Consider the following 22912-nt stretch of genomic DNA (forward strand, 5'->3'; position numbering starts at 1 on the left):
ACCCGTCGAGACTTCCGCCCCGGCCTCGGGAGTGTCAAGAGACTAACGTCGGGGGCATGCCGACCGTGGAAGCGCCGATCGCCGCCGTGACCGTCTACCCGCAGCAGGCCCGGATCACCCGCCGGGGCCGGGCTCCGCTCGACGGCGGGCCGCACCTGACGTTCGCCGGGCTGCCCCTGACCCTCGACCCGGCTTCGGTGCGCGTCACCGGCACCGGGCCCGCGCTGATCACCGGCGTCGACGTCCGCACGGAGCGGCACGCCGCGCCGGCCGACGCCGCCTTGCGGGCGCTGGTCGAGCAACGGCGTTCGGACCAAGCCGCGCTGGACGGCGTTCTGGACGACGAAGCGGCCGAAACGATGAAGGTGGATCTGCTGAGGTCGCTCGCGAAGCGCAGTGGCGGCAGCTTCGCGAAGGCGCTGGCCGCCGGGACCGCCGAGCCGTCCCGGGTCGGCGAGGTGACCGACGCGCTCAGCGCACGGCTGGCGGCGGCGTTGAAGGCTCGCCGGGTGGTTTCCGACCGGATCACCCGGCTGCGCGAAGACCTCGCGGCGTTGGACCGCCGGATCGGATCCCACAGTGCGCGGTCCGAAGAGGACAGTACGTCGGTGGTGGTGGAGCTGGAGATCTCGGAGCCGTCCGGTTCGGCCGAGCTGGAACTGTCCTATGTGGTCCCCGGTGCGAGCTGGGAACCGGGCTACGACGTCCGGGTGCGCGGCACCGACGTCACGGTGCTGTCGTACGGGCTGGTCACCCAGCACACCGGCGAGGACTGGCCGGAATGCGAACTGGCGCTGTCGACGGCGCGGCCGGCGGTCTCGGTCGTGGTGCCGGAACTCCAGCCGTGGTACCTCGACCGGGTGCATCCGGTCCCGCCCGCGCCCGCGGCCGCGTACGGCGGCACGGGCGGGGGCATCCCCGAAGGCGCGCAGATGGCGCGATTCGCGGCGGCGGCTCCGGCCATGGCGCCGAAGTTCGCGGCAGTGGAACAGGGCACGACGGCGGTCACGTACCGGCCGTCGCGCCCGGTGGCGGTGCCGTCCGGCGCGCAGGGACACCGGACGACGTTGGCGCAGCTGGATCTCACCGCTTCGCTGGGGTACGTCACGGCGCCGGTGCTGGCGGAGGAGGCGTACTTGCGGGCGACGGTGGTGAACACGTCTCCGCAGGCGCTGCGGCCCGGGCGGGCTTCGGTGTTCCACGACGCCGAGTTCGTCGGGACGACGGTCTTGGAGGCGTGGGCTCCCGGGGAGGAACTGGAACTGGCGCTGGGGGTCGACGACCGGATTCGCGTCGAGCGGGAGCTCGTGCGCCGCACCGCTTCGAAGGCGACGTTGTCCGGGCAGAAGCGGCGGGAGGCGGAGTACCGCATTTCGGTCGGCAACCACGGGCCGCGTGAGGCGGTGGTGACTGTGCTGGACCAGGCACCGGTATCCCGGGACGACACGATCACGGTGCGGGACGTGAAGACGTCACCGGAGCCGGCGGAGACGTCGGCCTTGGGCGAGTTCACGTGGAAGTTGACGCTGGGCCCGGGTGAGACGGGCGAGGTGAAGCTGTCGTACCGGGTGGATGTCGCGAAGGGCGTGGAGCTTTCGGGCTGGCGGGAGTGAAGCACCCGGACCGCAGCGTGTGCTCGCCGGAAGGTCCGGCGAGCACACGCGACCAGGACTAACCCTGCGAAATGTAGGCCTGCAACTGCTCCTGGCTCTGCTCGAGCTGCTCCATCCGGTTCTTCACCACGTCCCCGATGGAGATGATCCCCGCCAGGCGGCCGTCGGCGAGGACGGGGACGTGGCGGATGCGCCTCTCCGTCATCAGGACCGACAGCTGGTCCACCGAGTCGTCCGGGCCGCAGCTCGCGACCAGCTTCGTCATGATCTCCGACACCGGCCCGTCGAGCAGGCCCGGGCCGTGCTCGTTCAACCGCCGGACGACGTCGCGTTCGGAGACGATTCCCGCGATCGAGCCGTCGGGGGCGACGACCACCATCGCGCCCACGTTGTGTTCGGCCAGTCCGGCCAGCAGCGTGGTCACCGTGGTCTCGGGGGTGACCGTCGCGACCGCCGACCCCTTCTTGCGCAGCAGATCCGCAATCCGCATGGCGATCCTTCCCGTCGGTGAGCTGGATCACCACAGGTTAGGGCCACCCGGGCCGGGGCGAAAGTCCGGCAAACGGGGCGTCTTCGTGGTATTCGAACCGATTCAGCCGAGGCGTTCGGCCAGGCCGTCCAGTGCGAGCCGGATCCCGGCCGCGTAGTCGTCGTCGCACAGGGCGTCGAGGCGGGAGCGCGCCAGGGCCAGCTGCTCGCGGGCCGCGGCCAGGTCGCCGAGCTTGCGGTAGTCCTCGCCCAGGTTGAGGTGCAGGGACGGGTAGAAGCCGCGCACGGCCAGCGACGAGTGGTACTCCTGGGCCCGCGAGTCCGTCAGCGAATCGGCCGCCGCCAACGCCCGCAGGTCCCACTCGAGCTCCTCCGCCGGGTCGTCGCAGACGTCGGCCATGTGGTGCGCGAGCGCGACGCGGTGCAGCGGATCGCCGTCCGGTCCGATCGAAGCCCACAACTCCGTGAAGGTCGCATACGCGCCGGCGCGGTCGCCGCCGATGTGCTGCCGCAGGCCGGCGTCGATCGCCACCATCACGTCGTCGGTCATGCCGCTCCTTCGTCCACCAGCGCCCGCAGCCGGGCCAGTCCCGGCTCGATCCGCTCGGCCGCGACCGCACCGTAGCCGAAGACGAGCCCGGGCCGCCGCTCGCCCACGGCGAAGTCCCCCAGCGAATACAGCCGGACGCCGCGACGTCGCGCGGCGCGGACCAAACCTCCGCAATCGGCCGCGGAACCGGCGCTCAGGTGCAGGCCCGCGCTCGACGGCAACGGCGTCAGGAAGTCCGCGAAATCCCGCGCGAGCAAGCCGGACAGCAGCTCGTGGCGCGCGCGGTAGACCTTCCGCATCCGCCGGACGTGCCGGGCGAAACCGCCTTCGGCCATGAACGCCGCCAGCGCCGCCTGCTCGACGTTCGGCGCGTGCCAGTCGGTGAGGTACCGGGCCTTGACCAACGCCGGCACGAGCGACGGCGGGGCGATGAGGAAACCCAGCCGCAGCGCCGGCGAAAGCACCTTCGAGAACGACCCGACGTACACGACCCGGCCGCGGGAATCCAAGCTGTGCAACGGTTCCAGCGGCCGCCCGGTGTAGCGGAACTCCGTGTCGTAGTCGTCCTCGACGAGCACGGCGTCGTTCCGCTCGGCCCAGTCGAGCAGTTCGAGACGGCGGTCCAGCGACATCGCCAGGCCCAGCGGGTACTGGTGCGACGGCGTCACGTACGCCAGCCGCGTCCCGGCCGGGATCGCCGAGACGACGATCCCGGACGCGTCCACGGGCACCGGCGCGACCCGGACCCCGCGCGCGCCGAGCACCAGCCGCGGCGGCGGGTAGCCGGGGTTTTCGACGGCCGCCAGGTCACCGGCCCGCAGCAGCACCCGCGCGACCAGGTCGGTCGTCTGCTGGGCGCCGGCGGTGACGACGACCTGGTCCGCGCTCGCCCGCACATCGCGCGAGACCCCGGCGTGCCGGGCGATCTCGGCGCGCAACGCCGCGTGGCCCTGCGGGTCGCCGTAGGTCATCAGGTCGGCCTGGCCGGCGCGCAGCCGCTGCGTGACGAGCCGGCGCCACGTGTCGAACGGGAACAGCGAGAGATCGGGGACGCCGGGCCGGAAGTCGAACTCCGGCGCCGGGGCGAACGGCGCGGGCGGCGGCGGGACGGCGTCCCACTCCGGCAGCGGCCGCAGCCCCGAAACGGGAGACGCCGACGGCCGGGCCGCCGCGGAACCGGTGACGAAGGTGCCCGAGCCGACGCGCCCGGCGAGGAACCCCTCGGCGGTGAGCCGGTCGTAGGCCGCGCTGACCGTCGTCCGGGAGACCGCCAGCCGCTGCGCCAGCTCCCGGGTCGGCGGCAGCGCCTCCCCGGGCCGGATCCGGCCGGCCAGGATCGCCGCGCGCAGCTGCCGGTAGATCGCGTCGCGGTGGCCGCGCGTCCCGGCCAGGTCGATGTGGACGTCCACCGGCTCGAGTCTAGATTGGCCCACCGGACATCCCATGGATTTGGCACTGTTCGTGGTCCGCTCCCCCGCCTAGCGTGCGAAGCATGGATCTCCGCGAACTCGACCGCCGCACCCTGCTCGTCCTCGACAAGCTCGTCGCCGCCGCGACGCCCGCCGACCTCGCCCGCCCGACCCCGTGCGCCGGCTGGACGCTGGCCGATCTGCTCCGCCACCAGGTCAGTGAGAACCACGCCTTCGCGACCGCGGCCCGCGAGGGCTCGGCCCCGGACTGGGACGCCGGCGAGCTCGGCGACGACGCGTACGCCGCCTACCGGGCGTCCGTCGACGACTTCCTCGACGCCATGGCCGACGACGCCGTGCTGAACCGGCAGCTCACCATCAACCACTTCGGCACGTTCCCCGGCACGATCGCCGCGCACATGCACCTCGTCGACACCGTCGCGCACGGCTGGGACCTGGCCCGCACGCTCGGCCTGCCCTACGAGCCCGACGCCGAAGCCGTCCACGTCGCCCTGAAGCTGGCCGAGCGGATCCCGGACGAGGGCCGCGAAGTCAACGGCTCGTTCGCCCGCAGCGTCGAGGTGCCCGGGGACGCGAACGAACTCGACCGGTTCCTCGCGCTCCTCGGCCGCGACCCGGCCTGGACGGCCTAGCTCACCTCGGCGACCGGCGCGCTCCACGTGTCGCACGCCTTCGTGGCCTTGCCGTCGTAGCCCGCCTTCGCCCAGGACAGCTGGTGCTCGCGCGAGCCGTGGGTGTCGCTGTCGTTGGCCCGGCCGTAGTCGGCGACCGCGGCGTTCGCCAGCGACCGGCTGACCGAGCCCGAGCCGGCGACGGCCGACAGGAACAGGGCGCCGAAGCAGTTCGCCTGCAGCTCGATCCGGCGGACGACCTCCTTGTCGGCCGCGCTGTCCTCGTCCGGCGAGGTCATCTTGTCCGCCGCCGCGGCGAGGATGCCGCTCTCGCGCTGCACGTGGTGGCCGTACTCGTGGGCGATCGTCGCGATGTGCCGCGCCTTGTTGAGCCCGGCGTCGGACAGCATCCACTCGGTCGGGGCGTAGATCGTGGTGTCGCCGCCGCAGTAGTAGGCGACGGCTTCGTTCTCCGTCGGCGCTTCGCCGCACGCGCTGTGCTCGGGCAGCGTGATCGACACGGTGGCGGTCAGCGTCGGTTCGTTCGCCTTCGCCAGTGCCGGGCGCCACGACTGTTCGAGGCACTCGACGAGCGCCCGGTAGTAGGCCTGGAGCTGCTCGGGGGCGCGCCCGAGGTCGGGCAGGGAGCACGTGGCGGGGCCGGGGCTGATGCCGTCGGCGAGCAGCGGGTTGCGGGCCAGCTCAGGCACGGCCTTCGGCGGCTTGCCGTCCGAGCCGCCGCTGTACGCGCGGCCGGTGTCGGCGCCCTGCGCGGCGAACGCGCGCCCGTCGACCCGGCGGGGGATGGTGGCGGCGATCAGGGAGATGGCCAGGACGACGACCATGACCCCGCCGACGGCGCCCCAGAGCCGGTTGCGCGGCGGGGCGATCGGGACGGGTGGCGCGGCGGCCCAGTTCGGCGCCCAGGGGCTCGGCTCCGGCGTCCACGCGGGTTCCGGTGACCGGTCCCCGCCCGGCGGCGCGGGAAAACCGGGGTATCCGTCGTCGTTCACGTTCTCCCCCTGCTTGGTCCGACCAGCATACGGACCGCCCGGGAGGGAAGGATCACGAAACGAAAACGCCGCCCGGTGGCCACCAGGACCGTGGGCAGGCGAAACTGTCGGCATGAGTGTCGAGGATCCGTACCTGTGGCTGGAAGACGTGACCGGCGGCGACGCGCTGGACTGGGTGCGCGCCCGCAACGACGAGACGCTGGCCGAGCTGACCACCGGAGCGCGCTTCGCCGAGCTGCGTGACGAGCTGCGCGAGGTGCTCGACGCCGACAACCGGATCCCGTACGTGCGCCGCCGCGGCGAGTTCCTCTACAACTTCTGGCAGGACGCGACCCACCCGCGCGGCCTGTGGCGGCGGACGACGCTGGACTCCTACCGCCAGGCCGAGCCCGACTGGGAGCTGCTGCTCGACGTCGACGCGCTGGCCGAGGCCGAGGGCGAGAACTGGGTCTGGCAGGGCGCCACGGTGCTGCGGCCGGGCTACCGCCGCGGCCTGGTCGAGCTGTCCCGCGGCGGCGCGGACGCCACAGTGGTCCGCGAGTTCGACCTCGACGCGCACGAGTTCGTCGACGGCGGCTTCACCCTCCCCGAGGCGAAGACGCGGATCGGCTGGATCGACGAAGACCGCGTCTACGTCGGCACCGACTTCGGAGAGGGCACGCTGACCAGCTCGGGCTACCCGCGGCTGGCGAAGGAGTGGCGCCGCGGCACGCCGCTCGAGGAAGCCGTCACGGTCTACGAGGGCAAGCCCGACGACGTCTCGATCGGCGCGTCCCACGACCCGACCGAAGGCTTCGAACGCGACTTCGTCAGCCGCGCGATCGACTTCTACCGCTCCGAGCTGTACCTGCGGACGCCCGAGGCGCTGGTCAAGATCGACGTCCCCGACGACGCGAGCGCGTCCGTCCACCGCGAATGGCTGCTGGTGCGGCCGCGGACGGCGTGGGCGGTCGGCGGGACCGAGCACCCGGCGGGTTCGCTCATCGCCATCCCGTTCGACGCCTTCATGGCCGGTGACCGGGCCTTCACCACGCTCTTCACGCCCGACGAGCACACCTCGCTCGACTACTGGGCCTGGACGCGCCACCACCTGCTGCTCGGCACGCTGCGCGACGTCCGCACGGAGCTGCGCACCCTGACGCCCGGCCCGGACGGCTGGGCGGAGGAACCGCTGTCCGGCGGCCCCGAGTTCGGCAGCGCGGACATCTTCGACACCGACCCCGACGTCAGCGACGAGTACCTGCTCAACTCCAGCGGCTTCCTCCAGCCGTCGACGCTGAGCTACGGCCACGTCGGCGAAGAGGTCGAAGTGCTGAAGCAGGCTCCGGCGTTCTTCGACGCTTCGGGCATGAGCGTGGCGCAGTACTTCGCGACGTCGGAGGACGGCACGAAGATCCCGTACTTCGTCGTCCGGCCGTCCGGTGCCGAAGGCGGCCCGACGCTGCTGACCGGCTACGGCGGCTTCGAGGTTTCGCTGACGCCGTCCTACAGCGGGATGATCGGCCGCGGCTGGCTCGCGCGCGGCGGCACGTACGTCGTCGCGAACATCCGCGGCGGCGGCGAGTACGGGCCCGGCTGGCACACGCAGGCGATCAAGGCCGAGCGCCACCGCGTGTACGAGGACTTCGCCGCGGTCGCGGCGGACCTGGTTTCGCGGGGCATCACGACGCCGGAGAAGCTCGGCATCCAGGGTGGCAGCAATGGCGGGCTGCTGATGGGCGTCATGCTGACGCGCTACCCGGACCGGTTCGGCGCGATCGTCAGCCAGGTGCCGCTGCTGGACATGCGCCGCTACCACCTCCTGCTGGCCGGCGCGTCGTGGATGGCCGAGTACGGCGACCCGGACGAGGCCGCGGAATGGGAGTACATCGCGAAGTACTCGCCGTACCAGAACGTCCACAGTGGACGTGCGTATCCGCCTTCGCTGTTCGTGACGTCGACGCGCGACGACCGCGTGCACCCCGCCCACGCCCGCAAGATGGTGGCGCGGATGCGTGAGCAGGGGCACGACGTCCGGTATCACGAGAACATCGAAGGCGGCCACGGCGCCGCGGCGGACAACGAGCAGCTGGCGTTCAAGTGGGCGCTGGTGTTCGAGTTCCTGTGGGAGCAGCTCACGAAGTGACCCGCGCGAGCACGACGCCGCCGACGATCAGGGCCAGCGCGGCCACCCGGCCGACGCTCAGCGGGTCCTTGTTCACGACGACGCCGAGCACGATCGCGCCGACGGCGCCGATCCCGGTGAACACCGCGTAGGCGGTGCCCACCGGGACGGTGTCCATCGCGCGCGAGAGCAGGTAGACGGCGGCGGCGCCGAGCACGAAGCACAGCAGCGTCGGCCACGGTCTCGTGAAGCTCTCCGTCGGCTTGATGCTCTGCGACCAGGCGATCTCGACGAGCCCGGCGAAGACGAGCGTCACCCAGCCCATCAGAGCGCCTCCAGTGCCGCTTCGAGCGAAGCCTTCCGCTCACCGTCGCGCGCGGCGAGGTGCGGGTCGACGAGGGCGTTGGTCAGCTCGGCGTGCACGAACCGGACGTCGTCGACGTTGTAGTGCCCGGCGATGAAGTCGCGCAGGTAGCGCTCGTGGTGGTCGAACGGGGCCCTCGGCGTCCCGGGCGCGTACGTCCCGCCGCGGGCGCCGGCGATGACGAACGCTTTGCCCTGCAGATCCATGCGCGGGAACGTCACCTGGTCGATCCACGCCTTCAGGGCGGCCGGGATCGAGAAGTTGTACATCGGCGCGCCGATGAGGACGACGTCGGCTTCGAGCAGCTCGGCCAGCAGCGGCTCGACGATCGCCCACGCCTGCTTCCGGGAGGGCGTCGCGACGACGTCGGCGTAGCGCGCGGGATCGGTGATGCCCGCGGTCAGGAGCGCGTCGCAGATCTCGGTCCAGCCCTCGCCGATCACCGGGACGGGGTCGGCGGCGAGGTCGCGGTAGGTCCGGGTGCCTTCCCAGGTGGCGGCGTACCGGGCGGACAGCTCGCGCGAGAACGACGTGCGGCGGGCGCTGGAGTCGAGGTGCAGCAGGTGGGTCACGGTTCCTCCTCAAGTGGACACGGTGTCCGCTTGACTCAACTGGACGCCGTGTCCGGATATTCCCTAGGCTGACGCCATGCCCGAACGCGCCGACGCGGCCCGCAACCGCGCGAAGATCCTCGCGGCGGCGGAGGAGCTGTTCACCGCCCGCGGCGCGGCCGAGGTGACGATGGAGGACATCGCCCGCGCGGCCGGCGTCGGCCGCGGAACGCTGTACCGCCGCTACCCCGACCGCGCGGCGATCGCCGTCGCCCTCCTCGACGAGCACGAGCGCCGCCTGCAGGAGTCGCTACTCCGCGGCGACCCGCCCCTGGGCCCGGGCGCCTCTCCGGCCTTGCGGCTGGCGGCGTTCTACGAAGCGATGGTGGAACTGCTGGAGCGTCACGCGCCCCTGGTGCTGGGCACGGAGGTCGGCCATTCCCGCTTCACGACGGGGGCGTACGGGTTTTGGCGCACCCACGTCCGGGTCCTGGCGGAGGCGGCAGGGGCTGCGGATCCGGATGTGCTGGCTGACGTGCTGCTGGCCCCGCTGGCGCCGGAGCTGTTCCTGCACCAGATGAGCCGGGGCGTGTCGCCGGAGCGGCTGGTCCGGACGCTGCGGGAGCTGGCGCTGCGGTCGCTTTCCTGACAGGCACTCTGACTGGAGACCCCGACGCCCCACACCGACGGATCGCGCAAGACCATCCGTTCGGACCAGGTCACGAGGCTGCTCCTCGACTGCATCGAGGAGCACGTGACCGACCCGGACGTCAGCGCCGGGGTCGCCGACTTGCGTGAGCACCTGGCCGGGTCTCGGAACCGGGGCGGGAAGAAGATGCTGGAACTCGCCGAGTTCGCCCGCCGCGAAGCACTGGCGGCCGGCGACACGGCAACGGCCGATCGCCTGGACGACCTGATCGGGCACGCGACGGGCCGGATTCTGACCAACGATGTGACCCGGCGGTACCAGCTCTACGACGCGCGGGAGACCAATCTCCACGCGGTCGAACTGATGAGCTCCAACGCGCATGCTCTGGGCGCCCACCAAGCCAAGAAGTACCTGGCCGAGAACCCGGGGGCCACGGCCGCGGAACTCGTCAACCACCTCGAGAGACTCAGTGAGCTGTCGACCAGGGTGGTCGAAGACCGCGAGCGGGGTCACTACCGGATCCTCCGCCTCGACACCGAGACACAGGTCTGGCTGGCCGAAGTTCTGACCCGAAGAATGCACGCGGATCTCGGCCACGAAGCCGGAGTCTTCGACCTGTCGGATATCCAGCTGACGAGCCTGGTCGAGGCAGCTCATCTCCAACTTCGCCGGGAGCGGCTGTCCGTGATCCGGGACGTCGTCGAAAATCCGAACAGCACCGAAGCCCACCTTCAGCGAGCGCTCCAAGGCTCCTACTGGCTCTTCGGGGGAAGTTACGTCGGGGAAGCGAATCGGCGTCGTTTCACCACCGGAACCGAGGTCGACATTCCGCTCCTGCGTCCCGACGGCTCGCTCCACGTCGTCGAGCTCAAGCGGGCGAACGTGCCGCTGGTCCGGAACTACCGCACGTTCGGCCTGATCGTCGACCGACGGGTCCACGAAGCGACAAGCCAGGTCTCGAACTATCTCACCGCCTTCGACGAAGATCGCGACGCGATACGTCGCGAGTACGGCATCGAGTCCCGGCGGGCCACCGGCACCGTCGTGATCGGGCATCCGGCGTTCCAACCGCAGTTCAGCGAGCAGGAGATCGCGGAGACGCTTCGGGCCTACAACGCCGAACACGCCCGAATCACCGTGATCACCTACAAGGAACTGCTGGACAACGCCGAGCGCTCCCTCTCCATCGATGGCGAGAAGGACTAGACGAGCCCCCGCGGCCGGGCCCGTTTCGGCAGGTATCGCGGCTTCGGCTTCGGTTCCTCTCCCCGGATCCGCGCAAGCGCGGCTTCGAACGCCGTGAGCACGTCGGCGACGAACACCAGCCTTCCGACGCCGAGGCGGTGCAGGGCCGGGCCGTGGTCGGCGGCTACCGTGATCGCCACCCCGAGCAGGAGCACCCGCCATGCGCCGAACACCGCCGCGCGCAGTGGCTTGGGGAAGCCGGCGAAGCCGATGCGTAGGCGGGCGCAGTGGAACGGGACGTGCCGCTCCTCGTCGGCGAGGATGCGGGCTGCCACTTGCGTGACCAGCGGGTCGTCGTCGCCGTCGCGGAGGGCTCGGTAGTAGCGCAGCGCGACGACCTCCGCGATGAGCAGCACCATCAGTTCCAGCCGCAGCCCGAGCGCCCGGCGCAACCGCACGAACACCGTGTCCGACCAGTGGCTCGCGATGGTGGGCACCCCGGCGGCGGCGAGCAGCTCGGCGAGCATCCGGGCGTGGTTCTGCTCCTCCGCCACGAACAGCTTGACGGCGGCGAGGTAGACGTCGTCGCCCGCGGCCTTCGCGATGAGGTTGGCGCCGTCGCCGGCTTCGCCGACTTGGAACCGCTGCACGCTGCGCGCGACGTCGGGGTGCAGGCGAGCCCCGCGCGACCACGGCGGGTCTTCGCGCTGCCGCCTGCGTTCGGCCTCGGTTTCGAAGTCCTGGAGCCAGTGCGCGTCCGTCATCGCACCGATGATGCCCGGCACCTGTGGACTTCGTGGGCGGCTTCGGTGGAGATTCAGTGAAGCCCGGGCCGCGTGCAGCGCTCGACGTGCAGCAACGCCATCGGGTTCCGCCGGGGATTAAAGCTCCAGACGCCGATCGCGATCTCCGCGCAGCAGTGGGCGTCGGGCTCTTCGGCGAGGTGCGCCGGGGCATCCTCGGCGAGGGCGCGCACCTCCTCACCCCCGAGTTCGAAGGCGCGCCGGCTGCCGGTGACGAACAGGGTGTCGGCGGCGATCGTCCAGCGGAGGTGGTCGCGGAACTCCCGGTGGTGGTACCGCGTGTGGTCCGCGGGCGGGAAGGCGCGCGGCGGCAGCGTCACCTTGTGCGGCGCGGGCGGGGACAGCCGGGCGCGCAGCCGCTTCCAGCGGGACGCCGGAAACCCGAGACTGTGGTGCAGCAGCACCAGATCGAGCTTCCGGCCGCCGTCCTCCTCGCCGCAGCTCGACGCGCCCGACCGCAGCGGAAGGTGGACGATGCTGCGCGGCGAGCGTGCCGCCAGCCACCACGCGCACGCGAAATCCGCGGTCTCGGTCTTTCCGACCGACAGCTGGGCCCCGTAGCGCTGTTCGCGCAGGGACGCGTGGACGATCGGCCGCGCCGGCCGGATCACCCGGTAGGCGCGGCCGTCCAACCGGGCGGTGCTCACCACCGTCCGCCACTCCCGTCCGGCGAGCCGCATCCGCTGTCCCCTCGATGTCGTCGGCGGCACGATAGGCGCCGAGCCGCCCGGCGGACCACCGAATTCTCGTCCGAGCGGTGGAGCGAGCACCATCGCCACGGTCCAGAAGAAGACCTTCGGGTCGCCGAGCCCGGACGCCGTCAGCCAGCGGGCCGCCTCCCGCGCCGCTCGCTCGTCCGAAATCAGCCCGCGCTCGGCGCGGATGCCCGTGGCGCGGCGGACGTCGTCGACCAGGCCGTCGAGGCAGGTCCAGGAGTGGCACCACCCCGTGTCGAAACCCACGGGCTCGAACCCCGCCAACTGCCCGCCGGTCCGGTGGCGCAAGGGTTCCGGACGCGCCAGCCGGGTGGGCAGGCCGCCGGCGTCGGCTGCCCACCCGGCCGCCGCGAACTCCTCCAGCAGCACCGGCACGTCGTCGGCCGGGAAGCCGATCTCGAACACCGGGAAGCCGGCGCGGGCGGCCGAGGCGGCGTCGGGGAACCAGTCGTCCCGGTCCGGATCGGCGACCACCAGGTCCACGACGCAGGAACTCACCGACACTGCTCCCGACGGAGGCGAGATCACGGCGTATCCGGCCAGGACGTAGTCGTCGCTCATCGAATTCCGCTTTCCCGAAGCACGGCGAGGAACTCGTCGGCCGCCGGGTGGGGGTGGCCGCCGGGGCGGCGGACCGCCACCACCGGGACGCGGGCGTCCACACCGGACACTTCCACCGTCCGGAGGCTGCCGATCCGCAGTTCCTCGCGGATGCTCGCCAGGGGCATCAGCGCGACTCCCAAACCCGCCTCGATCAGGCGTTTCTGGGCGGTCAGGCTGTCCACCGTCGTGATCGTGGGGTCGGTCAGCCCGGCCGCCGCCAGGTGGTGTTCCAGCAGGCCGCGGAAGGAGCCGGCACCGCCGCGTTCGGCCGGGAAGCCCAGCCACTTCTCGTCCCGCAGCGGGCCCAGGTCCGGGAGCCGCCCGGCCGTGACGCGGTGGCCGGCCGGCAGCACGACGTGCAGCTTCTCGTCGCCGAGCGGGATGGATTCGAGGTCGGCGTCCGGGTGGTAGCGCACGCCGAGGTCGGCCTCGCCGCCGCGGACGAGCGCGCTCACTTCGCGGCTGGTCGCCGTGCGCAGGTCGATGCCGACCGGCCGCCGCGCGGTGAACTCGCGCAGCGCGTCCACCACCTGCGAGTCGGCCAGGGTGCCGACGATGGCCAGCCGGAACGTCGTCCCGCGCTCCCGGACCGCTCGCTCGCCGTCGCGGATCGCGGCCAGCGCGGCCTCGGCGTGCGGCAGCAACGCGCGTCCCGCGTCGGTCAGCGTGACCCGGCGGCCGGCGCGTTCGAACAGGGGCGCGCCGAGGCCGTGTTCCAGTTCGTGGATCCGGCGGCTCACCGCGGGCTGCGACCGGTGCAGCCGCCGCGACGCCTCGGTGAACCCGCCCACCTCGGCGATGCAGACGAAGGTTTCGAGCTCGTCGACCGTCACCCGATCAGTATTCCTGATCGGCTGGTCTGAAAACTATGCATTTGTCCGATGGACGGGACGGCGGGAAGCTGGAGCGATGACGACCGTCGAGCAGTTCCGCGCCCTGCACGAACGTCCCGAACCCTTCCTGCTGCCGAACCCGTGGGACGCCGGGACCGCCCGGCTGCTGGCGAGTCTCGGCTTCGAAGCCCTGGCCACGACGAGCCTGGGTGTGGCCAACGTCGTGGGCCGGGCCCGCGCGACCCGGGCGGAGATCCTGGACAACTGCCGGGAGATCGCCGAGGCGACGCCGCTGCCGGTGAACGCCGACCTCGAGAACGGCTTCGCCGACGAACCGGCCGAAGCCGCGAAGATGATCGAAGCGGCGGCCGACGCCGGAGTGGTCGGCGCGTCCATCGAGGACCACACGGGCGACACCCGCACCCCGATCTACGACTTCGGCCTGGCGGTCGACCGCGTCCGCGCGGCGGTGGAGACGGCCCGCGCCCGGTCGGTGGTGCTCACCGCCCGCTGCGAGAACCTCTGGCTCGGGGTCAACGACCTCGGCGACACGATCCGGCGTCTGCAGGCCTACGAGGAAGCGGGCGCCGACGTGCTGTACGCGCCGGGACTGCGGACGCTGGAGGAGATGCGCGCGGTCGTGTCGTCGGTGGGCAAGCCGGTCAACGTCGTGATGGGGTTCGCGGACCCGTCGATCACCCTGGAGCAGCTGGCCGGGATCGGCGTCCGGCGGGTCAGCATCGGCGCGGCGCTGTCCCGGCTCGCGTTGAAGTCCTTCATGGACGGAGCCAAGGAGATGCGGGCGGGCCGGTTCGGCTTCGTCGCCGACCTGCCGCCGATTTCGGAACTGCAGCAGGCGTTCGGCTGACCCGGGCGGAGCTCGCCCGGGCCAGCCTCGGCCGTCAGCTACAACCCGAGGTCGCGCCGCAGCCTTCGCAGGCGTAGCACGAGCCGGCCGGGCGCATCTTCGTGCCGCACGTCATGCAGAGCGGGGCGTCCGCCGCCTTGCCGAGGCGCAGCTCCATCAGCTCCGTCGTCGTCTGGGCTTCGCGGTGCGGGTGCTCGGTTTCCTCCGCGTGCGGCTCGGGCGAGGAATCCACTGTGGACTGCAACGCTTCGAGGTCGACGCCCTGGTTGCCGTAGCCGGCTTCGACCTCCGCCGAGCGCTCGTCCGCCGACAGGATGCCCAGCTGCGAACGCTTCTCGTACGGCAGGTAGTCCAGCGCCAGGCGGCGGAACAGGTAGTCCATCACGCTCGTCGCGATGCGGATGTCCGGGTCGTCGGTCATGCCCGCCGGCTCGAAGCGCAGGTTGCAGAACTTCGAGACGTAGAACTCGAGCGGGATGCCGTGCTGCAGGCCGACCGAGATCGACATCGAGAACGCGTCCATCACGCCGGCCAGGGTCGAGCCCTGCTTGCCCAGCTTGACGAAGATCTCACCGAGGCCGTCGTCCGGGTACGAGCCCGCGGTCAGGTAGCCCTCCGCGCCGCCGACGGTGAACGACACCGTCTGGCTCGGGCGCTTCTTCGGCAGGCGCTTGCGCACCGGCCGGTACTCGACGACCTTCTCGGGCTCGGCGGCCGCCGTCTCCTTCTTGCCGGTGGACAGCGGCTGGCCGACCTTGCAGTTGTCGCGGTAGATCGCCAGCGCCTTGAGCCCGAGCTTCCAGCCCTGGAAGTAGATCTCCTCGACCTCTTCGACCGTCGCCGACTCCGGCATGTTGACCGTCTTGGAGATGGCGCCGGAGAGGAACGGCTGCACCGCGGCCATCATCCGGACGTGCCCCATCGGCGCGATCGAGCGCTCGCCGACCGCGCAGTCGAACACCTCGTAGTGCTCCGGCCGCAGCCCCGGCGCGTCGACGACGTGGCCGTGCTGCGCCACGTACTCGACGATCGCCTCGACCTGCTCGTCCTGGTAGCCGAGCGCGGACAACGCGCGCGGCACGGTCTGGTTGACGATCTGCATCGAGCCGCCGCCGACGAGCTTCTTGAACTTCACCAGCGAGAAGTCCGGCTCGATCCCGGTGGTGTCGCAGTCCATCATGAAGCCGATGGTGCCGGTGGGGGCGAGCACGGACGCCTGCGCGTTGCGCCAGCCGTGCTTCGTCCCGATGTCGATGCCCTTCTTCCACTCCTCCGTCGCGAGCGCGCGGACCGCGGCGTCGTTGGAGTGGTAGGTGCGGACGAGCTCGTTCGCCGCCGCGTGCTTGCGCATCACGCGCTGGTGCGCCTCGGCGTTGCGGGCGTAGCCCTCGTACGCGCCGACGGCCCGGGCCAGCTCGGCCGAGCGCCGGTAGGAGACGCCGGTCATCAGCGACGTGATCGCCGCCGCCAGCGCGCGGCCGCCGTCGGAGTCGTACGCGTGGCCGAGCGCCATCAGCAGCGCGCCGAGGTTGGCGTAGCCGATGCCGAGCTGGCGGAACTTGCGCGTGGTGTCGGCGATCGGCTCGGTCGGGAAGTCCGCGAAGCAGATCGAGACGTCCATCGCCGTGATGACGAACTCGACGGCGCGGGCGAACAGCGGCGCGTCGAACGTGCCCTCGGGCGTGACGAACTTGAGCAGGTTCAGCGAAGCCAGGTTGCAGCTCGAGTTGTCGAGGTGCATGTACTCGCTGCACGGGTTGGACGCGGTGATCCGGCCCGACTCGGGGCAGGTGTGCCAGTCGTTGATCGTGCCGTCGTACTGGATGCCGGGGTCGGCGCACTCCCACGCGGCCTGGGCCACGCTGCGGAACAGCTTCTTCGCGTCGGTCCGGTCGATCACCTCGCCGGTGAGCCGGGCGCGCAGGCCGAAGTCGGTGCCGTTCTCCACCGCCTGCATGAACTCGTCGGACACGCGGACCGAGTTGTTCGCGTTCTGGTACTGCACCGAGGAGATGTCCGCGCCGGAGAGGTCCATGTCGAACCCGGCGTCGCGGAGGACCTTGATCTTCTCCTCTTCGCGGGCCTTCGTCTGGATGAACTCCTCGATGTCCGGGTGGTCGACGTCGAGCACGACCATCTTGGCCGCGCGCCGGGTGGCGCCGCCGGACTTGATGGTGCCCGCGGACGCGTCGGCGCCGCGCATGAACGAGACCGGGCCGGAGGCGGTGCCGCCGGAGGTGAGCAGTTCCTTCGAGGAGCGGATGCGGGAGAGGTTCAGGCCGGCCCCGGAGCCGCCCTTGAAGATCAGGCCCTCCTCGCGGTACCAGTTGAGGATCGACTCCATGGTGTCGTCGACGGCGAGGATGAAGCACGCGCTGACCTGCTGCTTCGACGCCGTGCCGACGTTGAACCAGACCGGGGAGTTGAAGCTGAAGACCTGGTGCAGCAGCATCCAGGTGAGTTCGTGCTCGAAGATCTCGAGGTCCTGCGGCGTGGCGAAGTAGCCGTGGTCGCCCGCGGCCTTGACGTAGGTCTTCACGACGCGGTCGATCAGCTGCTTGAGGCTGCGCTCACGCTGCGGGCTGCCGGCGGCGCCGCGGAAGTACTTGCTGGTGACGATGTTGGTGGCGTTGACCGACCAGAACTCGGGGAACTCCACGCCGCGCTGCTCGAAGTTGACCGTGCCGTCGCGCCAGTTCGTCATCACGACGTCCCGCTGCTCCCAGGTCACCTGGTCGTACGGGTGCTGCCCCTCGGTCGTGAAGACGCGCCGCACGCTCAGCCCGCCGGCGGCCTTGCTCTTCTTGCCGGTGGCCGCGCCGGCTCCGGTTCCCACGGTTTCGGTCATCGGTTGAACCCTCACTCCCGCAGCGGGACGGCTTGATCGCCGTCTTCGCGCTGATCGCTCTCCTCCTGGGCAGCAGAACCCGCCATGGCCTCACGCAGGTCGGCGATCTCCTTCTCGAAGTCTTCGACCGAAGAGAAGGACCGGTAGACACTGGCGAACCGGAGGTAGGCGACCCCGTCGAGCTCACGCAGCGGGCCCAGGATGGCCAGGCCGACCTCGTGACTCGGGATCTCCGCCAAGCCGGCGGAGCGGATCGACTCCTCCACGCGCTGCGCGAGCTGCTGCAGCGCGTCGTCGTCGACCGGCCTGCCCTGGCAGGCACGGCGGACGCCGCTCACCACCTTGTCCCGGCTGAACTGTTCGGTGACCCCGGACCGCTTGACGACGGCGAGCACCATCGTCTCCGACGTCGTGAACCGCCGTCCGCACGACGCGCACGAGCGCCGCCTGCGGATCGCCTGGCCTTCATCCACCTCTCGGGAGTCGACGACCCGAGAGTCCGCATGCCGGCAGAACGGGCACCTCATCCGCCGATCACCTTCCCCTCCGCGCCGGCTGCCCCGGTCGACGTCCCCCCGGCCACCACGCGTGGCCGTGCCGCGATCACCCGGTACCCCTGCACCTGGTGATCGACTTGTGGACATCCGGTGGGTAAACGCCGGCCAGCTGTGGACAACTGCTGCCCAGTCTACCCCAACCTGTGGACCAACTACAGCGGTGTAACTACTACATATAGCGGGCGAGCGTAGAACTCGGGGAGGGCGCGCGCAAGCCGACACGGCACGGTGGACAAGACGGAAGAACCCGTCCGGGCGATGCGGGACGGCTCAGGGCGCGGACCCGGCGGCGGGGCCGGCGACCGGGACCGTGAGCGGGAGCCCGGGCACCAGAACGGCCCCGTCCAGGCGATTGAGCTCCTTGATCCGGGCGACAACCGCGCCAGGCTCGCTCTCCGGCGCGAATCGCGCGGCCAGCGAGGACAGCGTGTCGCCCTGTTCGACCGACACCGTCGCGGTCTGCTCCGGCACCGGAGCGCCCGAAGCACCGCCCACGCCGCCGCCGAAAAGACCCAATCCGGTGACCACGAGGCAGCTCGCGACGGCGAGCCCGGCGAGCCACGGCCACCGCACCGGCACCCGCCGCGGCGCCGCGCAGGGCGCGCCGGCCGGACGGCGGCCCGCGACGACCCGCACGCGCGTCGGCGGACGCTGCACTTCTCCCCGGCGGCCGCGCAGCACGCGCACGGGACGGGGTGGCGCCGGGACCGGGGTCGCCGGGCGGGCGTGCCCGCGTTCGGCCAGAATGGACATCCGAACCTCCTCGAAACCCTGGTGTCCGCCCGATTCGCGGGCCACCGCAGGCCCGTGGATCAAGGTCGAACAGGCGTTCTATCGAACGCCCGTGCGAAGGTCTACCACCTACCACCGACAAAATCGAGCGGACACGGCGTGTCGATCGAACAGATGTTTGAAATCGTCGTGCCCGGGGGCTAACGTCGGTGACCAGGGCATCTGCCGGGCAGATGCCGCCGGCGAGGCTGCCCGCACCCGCGGGCGGCGGCCGGCGCGCAGATACGTGCAGCGAACGTCTGGGAGGCGACGCAGTGGCGAAGGAGAACAAGGCGGGCAGGACCAGTGGGTCCCCCGGGGGCGCCGGAAAGGTGCACTCCATGCCCGAGGTGTACGACGTGGACGAGACCCTCACGGTCCGCCAGCAGCAGGTGCTCGACGTGATCCGCTCCTGGGTGAGCCGGTTCGGCTACCCGCCGAGCGTCCGCGAGATCGGCGAGGCGGTGGGGCTGACGTCGACGTCGTCGGTCTCGCACCAGCTGCGTGCCCTGCAGCGCAAGGGTTACCTGCGCCGGGACGCGAACCGGCCCCGCGCGGTGGGGGTGCTCTCGGCGACCGACGACAACCCCATGGGCATCGAGATGGACCAGCAGCCGGTCATGCCGAAGGCGGCGTACGTGCCGCTGGTCGGCCGGATCGCCGCCGGTGGCCCGGTGCTGGCCGAGCAGGCCATCGAGGACGTGTTCCCGCTGCCGCGGGAGATCGTCGGCGAGGGCGAGCTGTTCCTGCTCAAGGTCACCGGCGACTCGATGGTCGACGCGGCCATCACCGACGGCGACTGGGTCGTGGTCCGGCAGCAGCCGGACGCCGACAACGGTGAGATCGTCGCGGCGATGATCGACGGCGAGGCCACGGTCAAGACGTTCAAGCGCAAGGGCGGCCACATCTGGCTGATGCCGCACAACGAGGCGTACGAGCCGATCCCCGGTGACGACGCCACGGTGCTCGGCAAGGTCGTGGCGGTGCTTCGCAGGCTGTGAAACGACGCTTCCGGGCTATCGCACGGCCCGGAAACGTTCACTGGATCGAGTGATCTTGGCCGTGGGGAGCCGAGATCGGCAGCGCCACCGCGACCGCGCGTCCGGCGGCGGGGAGGACGGGAAGCCCGGCCTCGTCCCCCGCCGGCCGGACGCCGTGCTCGTGGTTTCCCCCGTGCGGTGCGCAGGACGCGCGGCCCGAGCGGCCGCGCCCCGCACCCACGCCAGCGAGCGGCGGCCCTCAGCCGCGGCGGCGGCGCAACCGGCTGAACCCGAACCAGCCCAGGCCCACCACGGCCACCGCGATGCCCGCCGCCGGCAGGAACGGCACGCCTCCGCCGTCCGACGACCCCCCGCCGCTCGCACTCGAAGCGGGCTTGTCGTTCGTCGACGCCGCCGACGACTCCGCCGCCAGGGCCGCGGCGCCCTTGACCGCGCGGATCGGCTGGCCCACGCCCTCGCTGCCGGACAGCAGCGTCCCGTCCGGGTCGAACGCGATCGCCTCGCCCTGCTTCTCCCCCGGCAACGGGATCCGGACCGGCGTCCGCTGCAGCGCGGCCAGGACATCGCCGTCCGGCGCGGCGTAGACATAGGCGTCGGTGTACGTGCGCACGGCCACGACCGTGCCGTCGGCGGTGGACGCGCCGCCGGTGACCAGCACCGAACCGATCGAGCCCACCGGGCCGCCCTGGGTGTCGGTCGTCTCGATCTTCAGCGAACCGACCTTCTCGAGGTTGGTCGGGCCCGGGCTCCCCAGCGGACCCGAAGGCCGGTAGACGCGAGCCTCGCCGAGGACGTCCTTGGTGATCAGGTACGGCGTGCCCGCCTTGTCCATGATCAGCGCTTCGGTGTCGTGCTGGCCGTCCGGATAGGTGAGCCGGTGCAGCGTGACCTTGCCCTGGGGGCTCATCTCCAGCAGGGCGACCGTCAGCCGGCCCTTCTGGTTGTCACCGGTGTCGGACAGCCACAGCCGCCCGTCCGGGGTGCGGGCCAGGTCCTCGACGTCGAACGGGTCGGTGCGATCGGTGAGGACCTTCTGCACCTTGCAGTCGCGCCCGAGGACGAACACCTGCACCTTGGTGCCGCCGTCGTTGATCGCGTAGAGCGTCGAGCCGTCGGACACCAGGCCGGACAGCTCGCCGATCCGGGAATCCTTCATCGTGCACACCGGCTGGGGCGTCTCCGCCGCCGACGCGGGCACCGCCCCGCCGAGCACGGTCAAGAAGACCAGAACGACAGCCCAGCGCACCCAGCCACCTCCGTAGTGTGCGATCCCCGTGGACCGCACACTACGGAGACGTCTCAGGCCCTGGTCGAGTTGGTCTCGAACTCGCGCAAAGCCGCGGCGAGGTCCGGGCGGACCCGCACCAGCAGGCGCGTGCCGTCCTCGGCGTGCTCCTCTTCGAGCACCTCGCCCTCCGCGTGCGCCCGCGCGACGAGCTCGCCGCGCGAGTAGGGCAGGAGGACGTCGACCGTGACCTCCGGCCGCGGCAGGCGTTCGGAGATCACCTCGACGAGCTCGGGGATCCCCGCGCCGGTGCGCGCGGACACCGGCACCGACCCGGCCAGCGCGTGCCGCAGCCGGGCGAGGGTGACGTCGTCGGACGCGTCCGTCTTGTTGATCACCAGCAGCTCCGGCGGGAGCGGCTCCTTGCGCTTGCGCGTGATCTCGCCGAGCACCTCGCGCACGGCGCTGACCTGCTCTTCCGGCGCGGGGTCGGACCCGTCGACCACGTGCACCAGCAGGTCCGCGTCGGCCGCTTCCTCCAGCGTCGAGCGGAACGCGTCCACCAGCTGGTGCGGCAGGTGCCGCACGAACCCGACGGTGTCGGTCAGCGTGTAGCCGCGGCCGTCCGGGGTCTGCGCGCGCCGCGTGGTCGGGTCGAGGGTGGCGAACAGCGCGTCCTCCACCAGCACCCCGGCCCCGGTCAGCGCGTTGAGCAGGCTCGACTTGCCGGCGTTGGTGTAGCCGACGATCGCCACGCTGGGCACCTCGTTGGCCAGCCGCCGCCCGCGCTTGGTCTCGCGGATGGTGTCCATGGCGGCGATCTCCCGGCGCAGCTTCGCCACGCGCTTGTTGATCCGCCGCCGGTCGGTCTCGAGCTTCGTCTCACCGGGACCACGCAGGCCCACGCCGCCGTTCGCGCCCCCGGCGCGGCCACCGGCCTGCCGGGACAGCGACGCACCCCACCCGCGCAGCCGCGGGATCAGGTACTGCAGCTGGGCCAGCTCGACCTGCGCCTTGCCCTCCTTCGACCGGGCGTGCTGGGCGAAGATGTCGAGGATCAGCGCGGTCCGGTCGATGACCTTGACCTTGACCTTCTCCTCGAGCTGCCGCAGCTGGCCGGGCGAGAGCTCGCCGTCGCAGATCACGGTGTCGGCGCCGGTGGAGCCGACGATGTCCCGCAGTTCCCGCACCTTGCCCGAGCCGATGTAGGTGGCCGGGTCCGGCTTGGGCCGCCGCTGGATGAGGCCTTCGAGGACCTCCGAGCCCGCCGTCTCGGCCAGGCGCGCCAGCTCGGCCAGCGACGCCTCGGACTGCAGGGCCGTGCCCTCGGTCCACACGCCGACCAGCACGACGCGTTCCAGCCGCAGTTGCCGGTACTCGACCTCGGTGACGTCCTCGAGTTCCGTGGACAGTCCCCGGACCCGGCGCAGCGACGCCCGGTCTTCGAGCTCCATCTCGCCCGTCGACGGGTCTCCGTCGTACAGGTTGTCGTCGTGGTCTTCGGTGTGTGTCAGTTCTGTCATCGTGCCTCCATGGTCCCACGATTCGCCGCGGGAACCGAACTCATTAGCTGCTGGGATAGGTGGCGAGGTAGACCGCGGTGCGTTCCGCGCCGGGACGGCGGGGTCGCGCGCGGAACTCCTCGAGCAGGGCGTTGAGCCGCGTTTCGAGCTCCGCGCGCTCCTCCGGGGCCACCTGGACGACCAGGCGTGCCTGGTGCACGCCGTCGAATCCGGTCTCGGCGATCTCGGCCAGATAGGCCTCGAGAACCGCCTGTTCCACGCCCTTGTCACCGCATGAGTCGAGTGTCCACGAAAGGCCCGTCGAAAGATACGGGATTTCCCTGGCGCCCCGGGCTCCGCGGCGCGGCGGCTGCGCGGTGAGGAAACCGGTCTCGACGAGCTTGCGCACGTGGTGCAGCGTCGTCGCCGGGTCCCGGCCCAGCCGTTCGGCGAGCTCCTTGTTCGTCAGCGCCTCCGAAAAGGTCAACCGGATGATGCGCAGCCGTATTCCGGAGGCCAGCGCGGCGGCCTCGGCTTCGGTCGCGGCACGTCGTTTCGCGGGGAGCACGCGGGACAGCTTAGAGCGAACAGTGATTGACACTTTCCAATCACTCACGCCAGACTCG

22 protein-coding genes are annotated in these 22912 nt (G+C 71.4%); 7 read left to right on the forward strand and 15 right to left on the reverse strand.

Going from position 1 to position 22912, the window contains the following annotated elements; translation table 11 throughout:
- The first annotated feature begins 56 nt into the window (after positions 1 to 56).
- Positions 57 to 1613, forward strand: coding sequence for a DUF4139 domain-containing protein (locus tag ACH54P_RS16475; RefSeq protein ID WP_489913607.1), 1557 nt, complete (start codon positions 57 to 59; stop codon positions 1611 to 1613).
- Positions 1614 to 1671: 58 nt separating this feature from the next.
- Here ACH54P_RS16475 and ACH54P_RS16480 read toward each other — a convergent pair whose 3' ends face one another.
- The 3 genes from ACH54P_RS16480 to pdxR all read right to left on the reverse strand — a co-directional run bounded on the left by ACH54P_RS16480 (position 1672) and on the right by pdxR (position 4061).
- Positions 1672 to 2103: a CBS domain-containing protein gene (locus ACH54P_RS16480; protein ID WP_489913609.1), complete on the reverse strand. Its 432-nt coding sequence runs from the start codon at positions 2101 to 2103 to the stop codon at positions 1672 to 1674.
- Positions 2104 to 2205: 102 nt separating this feature from the next.
- Entirely contained in the window at positions 2206 to 2652 is a 447-nt protein-coding gene (locus ACH54P_RS16485) for a hypothetical protein (protein ID WP_489913611.1), read from the reverse strand.
- Positions 2649 to 4061, reverse strand: a complete 1413-nt coding sequence (pdxR, locus tag ACH54P_RS16490; RefSeq protein WP_489913613.1) for a MocR-like pyridoxine biosynthesis transcription factor PdxR — start codon at positions 4059 to 4061, stop codon at positions 2649 to 2651. Before pdxR ends, ACH54P_RS16485 begins: the two co-directional genes overlap by 4 nt.
- Before the next feature lie 83 nt (positions 4062 to 4144).
- Here pdxR and ACH54P_RS16495 point away from each other — a divergent pair, with 83 nt between their 5' ends.
- A complete protein-coding gene (locus ACH54P_RS16495; protein WP_489913615.1) occupies positions 4145 to 4714 on the forward strand; it encodes a TIGR03086 family metal-binding protein in 570 nt (189 codons plus the stop codon).
- On the opposite strand, the gene ACH54P_RS16500 is transcribed toward ACH54P_RS16495, so the two are convergent.
- Entirely contained in the window at positions 4711 to 5706 is a 996-nt protein-coding gene (locus ACH54P_RS16500) for a neutral zinc metallopeptidase (RefSeq protein WP_489913617.1), read from the reverse strand. The two genes, ACH54P_RS16495 and ACH54P_RS16500, sit on opposite strands and share 4 nt — an antisense overlap.
- 112 nt (positions 5707 to 5818) lie before the next feature.
- Between ACH54P_RS16500 and ACH54P_RS16505 the strand changes: the two genes are divergently transcribed.
- A complete protein-coding gene (locus tag ACH54P_RS16505; protein ID WP_489913619.1) occupies positions 5819 to 7831 on the forward strand; it encodes a prolyl oligopeptidase family serine peptidase in 2013 nt (670 codons plus the stop codon).
- On the opposite strand, the gene ACH54P_RS16510 is transcribed toward ACH54P_RS16505, so the two are convergent.
- Positions 7821 to 8135, reverse strand: a complete 315-nt coding sequence (locus ACH54P_RS16510; RefSeq protein ID WP_489913621.1) for a DMT family transporter — start codon at positions 8133 to 8135, stop codon at positions 7821 to 7823. The two genes, ACH54P_RS16505 and ACH54P_RS16510, sit on opposite strands and share 11 nt — an antisense overlap.
- Positions 8135 to 8746 carry an FMN-dependent NADH-azoreductase gene (locus ACH54P_RS16515; RefSeq protein WP_489913623.1) on the reverse strand — a complete coding sequence of 204 codons (612 nt, stop codon included), beginning with the start codon at positions 8744 to 8746 and terminating at the stop codon, positions 8135 to 8137. Before ACH54P_RS16515 ends, ACH54P_RS16510 begins: the two co-directional genes overlap by 1 nt.
- 76 nt (positions 8747 to 8822) lie before the next feature.
- Between ACH54P_RS16515 and ACH54P_RS16520 the strand changes: the two genes are divergently transcribed.
- Together ACH54P_RS16520 and ACH54P_RS16525 are read left to right on the forward strand one after the other, a co-directional pair.
- On the forward strand, positions 8823 to 9374 hold the full coding sequence (locus tag ACH54P_RS16520) for a TetR/AcrR family transcriptional regulator (RefSeq protein ID WP_489913625.1): 552 nt from the start codon (positions 8823 to 8825) through the stop codon (positions 9372 to 9374).
- Between the two features lie 105 nt (positions 9375 to 9479).
- Complete coding sequence (locus ACH54P_RS16525; protein WP_489913627.1) at positions 9480 to 10580, forward strand: Shedu anti-phage system protein SduA domain-containing protein; 1101 nt, start codon at positions 9480 to 9482, stop codon at positions 10578 to 10580.
- Here ACH54P_RS16525 and ACH54P_RS16530 read toward each other — a convergent pair.
- Genes ACH54P_RS16530 through ACH54P_RS16540 form a run of 3 tightly spaced genes read right to left on the reverse strand, consistent with a single transcriptional unit; the run spans position 10577 to position 13514 of the window.
- On the reverse strand, positions 10577 to 11323 hold the full coding sequence (locus ACH54P_RS16530; RefSeq protein WP_489913629.1) for a ferritin-like domain-containing protein: 747 nt from the start codon (positions 11321 to 11323) through the stop codon (positions 10577 to 10579). The genes ACH54P_RS16525 and ACH54P_RS16530 overlap by 4 nt on opposite strands.
- 53 nt (positions 11324 to 11376) lie before the next feature.
- Positions 11377 to 12639: a hypothetical protein gene (locus ACH54P_RS16535; protein ID WP_489913631.1), complete on the reverse strand. Its 1263-nt coding sequence runs from the start codon at positions 12637 to 12639 to the stop codon at positions 11377 to 11379.
- Positions 12636 to 13514 (reverse strand): LysR family transcriptional regulator, encoded by an 879-nt coding sequence (locus tag ACH54P_RS16540; protein WP_489913633.1) that lies wholly within the window; start codon positions 13512 to 13514, stop codon positions 12636 to 12638. The genes ACH54P_RS16535 and ACH54P_RS16540 overlap by 4 nt, the downstream gene beginning before the upstream one ends.
- 76 nt (positions 13515 to 13590) lie before the next feature.
- Here ACH54P_RS16540 and ACH54P_RS16545 point away from each other — a divergent pair, with 76 nt between their 5' ends.
- The gene (locus ACH54P_RS16545) at positions 13591 to 14382 is read left to right on the forward strand and encodes an isocitrate lyase/PEP mutase family protein (RefSeq protein WP_489913635.1); all 792 of its coding nucleotides are present in this window, start codon (positions 13591 to 13593) and stop codon (positions 14380 to 14382) included.
- 34 nt (positions 14383 to 14416) lie between these two features.
- Here the strand turns inward: ACH54P_RS16545 and ACH54P_RS16550 are convergent, their stop codons facing one another.
- The 3 genes from ACH54P_RS16550 to ACH54P_RS16560 all read right to left on the reverse strand — a co-directional run bounded on the left by ACH54P_RS16550 (position 14417) and on the right by ACH54P_RS16560 (position 18540).
- Entirely contained in the window at positions 14417 to 17230 is a 2814-nt protein-coding gene (locus ACH54P_RS16550; RefSeq protein ID WP_489913637.1) for a vitamin B12-dependent ribonucleotide reductase, read from the reverse strand.
- An 11-nt stretch (positions 17231 to 17241) separates the two neighbouring features.
- Positions 17242 to 17757: a transcriptional regulator NrdR gene (gene nrdR, locus ACH54P_RS16555; RefSeq protein ID WP_489913639.1), complete on the reverse strand. Its 516-nt coding sequence runs from the start codon at positions 17755 to 17757 to the stop codon at positions 17242 to 17244.
- 300 nt (positions 17758 to 18057) lie between these two features.
- Positions 18058 to 18540 carry a LysM peptidoglycan-binding domain-containing protein gene (locus tag ACH54P_RS16560; protein ID WP_489913641.1) on the reverse strand — a complete coding sequence of 161 codons (483 nt, stop codon included), beginning with the start codon at positions 18538 to 18540 and terminating at the stop codon, positions 18058 to 18060.
- Positions 18541 to 18899: 359 nt separating this feature from the next.
- Here ACH54P_RS16560 and lexA point away from each other — a divergent pair, with 359 nt between their 5' ends.
- A complete protein-coding gene (lexA, locus tag ACH54P_RS16565) occupies positions 18900 to 19559 on the forward strand; it encodes a transcriptional repressor LexA (protein WP_051736098.1) in 660 nt (219 codons plus the stop codon).
- Between the two features lie 238 nt (positions 19560 to 19797).
- Here lexA and ACH54P_RS16570 read toward each other — a convergent pair whose 3' ends face one another.
- The 3 genes from ACH54P_RS16570 to ACH54P_RS16580 are packed head-to-tail and all read right to left on the reverse strand — an operon-like array spanning position 19798 to position 22854.
- On the reverse strand, positions 19798 to 20805 hold the full coding sequence (locus tag ACH54P_RS16570; protein WP_489913644.1) for a hypothetical protein: 1008 nt from the start codon (positions 20803 to 20805) through the stop codon (positions 19798 to 19800).
- Between the two features lie 53 nt (positions 20806 to 20858).
- Entirely contained in the window at positions 20859 to 22307 is a 1449-nt protein-coding gene (hflX, locus tag ACH54P_RS16575; protein ID WP_489913646.1) for a GTPase HflX, read from the reverse strand.
- Positions 22308 to 22350: 43 nt separating this feature from the next.
- Positions 22351 to 22854 (reverse strand): ArsR/SmtB family transcription factor, encoded by a 504-nt coding sequence (locus ACH54P_RS16580; protein WP_489913648.1) that lies wholly within the window; start codon positions 22852 to 22854, stop codon positions 22351 to 22353.
- Positions 22855 to 22912: the final 58 nt, after the last annotated feature.

This window comes from Amycolatopsis sp. N2S4-7 (assembly GCF_058119595.1).

What these genes read in the sequence shown, in the direction of transcription:
- ACH54P_RS16560 (WP_489913641.1), bottom strand. Translation starts at nt 18,540, where the DNA reads ATGTCCATTCTGGCCGAACGCGGGCACGCCCGCCCGGCGACCCCGGTC.
- ACH54P_RS16480 (WP_489913609.1), bottom strand. Translation starts at nt 2,103, where the DNA reads ATGCGGATTGCGGATCTGCTGCGCAAGAAGGGGTCGGCGGTCGCGACG.
- ACH54P_RS16520 (WP_489913625.1), top strand. Translation starts at nt 8,823, where the DNA reads ATGCCCGAACGCGCCGACGCGGCCCGCAACCGCGCGAAGATCCTCGCG.
- hflX (WP_489913646.1), bottom strand. Translation starts at nt 22,307, where the DNA reads ATGACAGAACTGACACACACCGAAGACCACGACGACAACCTGTACGAC.
- ACH54P_RS16550 (WP_489913637.1), bottom strand. Translation starts at nt 17,230, where the DNA reads ATGACCGAAACCGTGGGAACCGGAGCCGGCGCGGCCACCGGCAAGAAG.
- ACH54P_RS16530 (WP_489913629.1), bottom strand. Translation starts at nt 11,323, where the DNA reads ATGACGGACGCGCACTGGCTCCAGGACTTCGAAACCGAGGCCGAACGC.
- ACH54P_RS16485 (WP_489913611.1), bottom strand. Translation starts at nt 2,652, where the DNA reads ATGACCGACGACGTGATGGTGGCGATCGACGCCGGCCTGCGGCAGCAC.
- nrdR (WP_489913639.1), bottom strand. Translation starts at nt 17,757, where the DNA reads ATGAGGTGCCCGTTCTGCCGGCATGCGGACTCTCGGGTCGTCGACTCC.
- ACH54P_RS16505 (WP_489913619.1), top strand. Translation starts at nt 5,819, where the DNA reads ATGAGTGTCGAGGATCCGTACCTGTGGCTGGAAGACGTGACCGGCGGC.
- lexA (WP_051736098.1), top strand. Translation starts at nt 18,900, where the DNA reads ATGCCCGAGGTGTACGACGTGGACGAGACCCTCACGGTCCGCCAGCAG.
- ACH54P_RS16510 (WP_489913621.1), bottom strand. Translation starts at nt 8,135, where the DNA reads ATGGGCTGGGTGACGCTCGTCTTCGCCGGGCTCGTCGAGATCGCCTGG.
- ACH54P_RS16475 (WP_489913607.1), top strand. Translation starts at nt 57, where the DNA reads ATGCCGACCGTGGAAGCGCCGATCGCCGCCGTGACCGTCTACCCGCAG.
- ACH54P_RS16535 (WP_489913631.1), bottom strand. Translation starts at nt 12,639, where the DNA reads ATGAGCGACGACTACGTCCTGGCCGGATACGCCGTGATCTCGCCTCCG.
- ACH54P_RS16545 (WP_489913635.1), top strand. Translation starts at nt 13,591, where the DNA reads ATGACGACCGTCGAGCAGTTCCGCGCCCTGCACGAACGTCCCGAACCC.
- ACH54P_RS16495 (WP_489913615.1), top strand. Translation starts at nt 4,145, where the DNA reads ATGGATCTCCGCGAACTCGACCGCCGCACCCTGCTCGTCCTCGACAAG.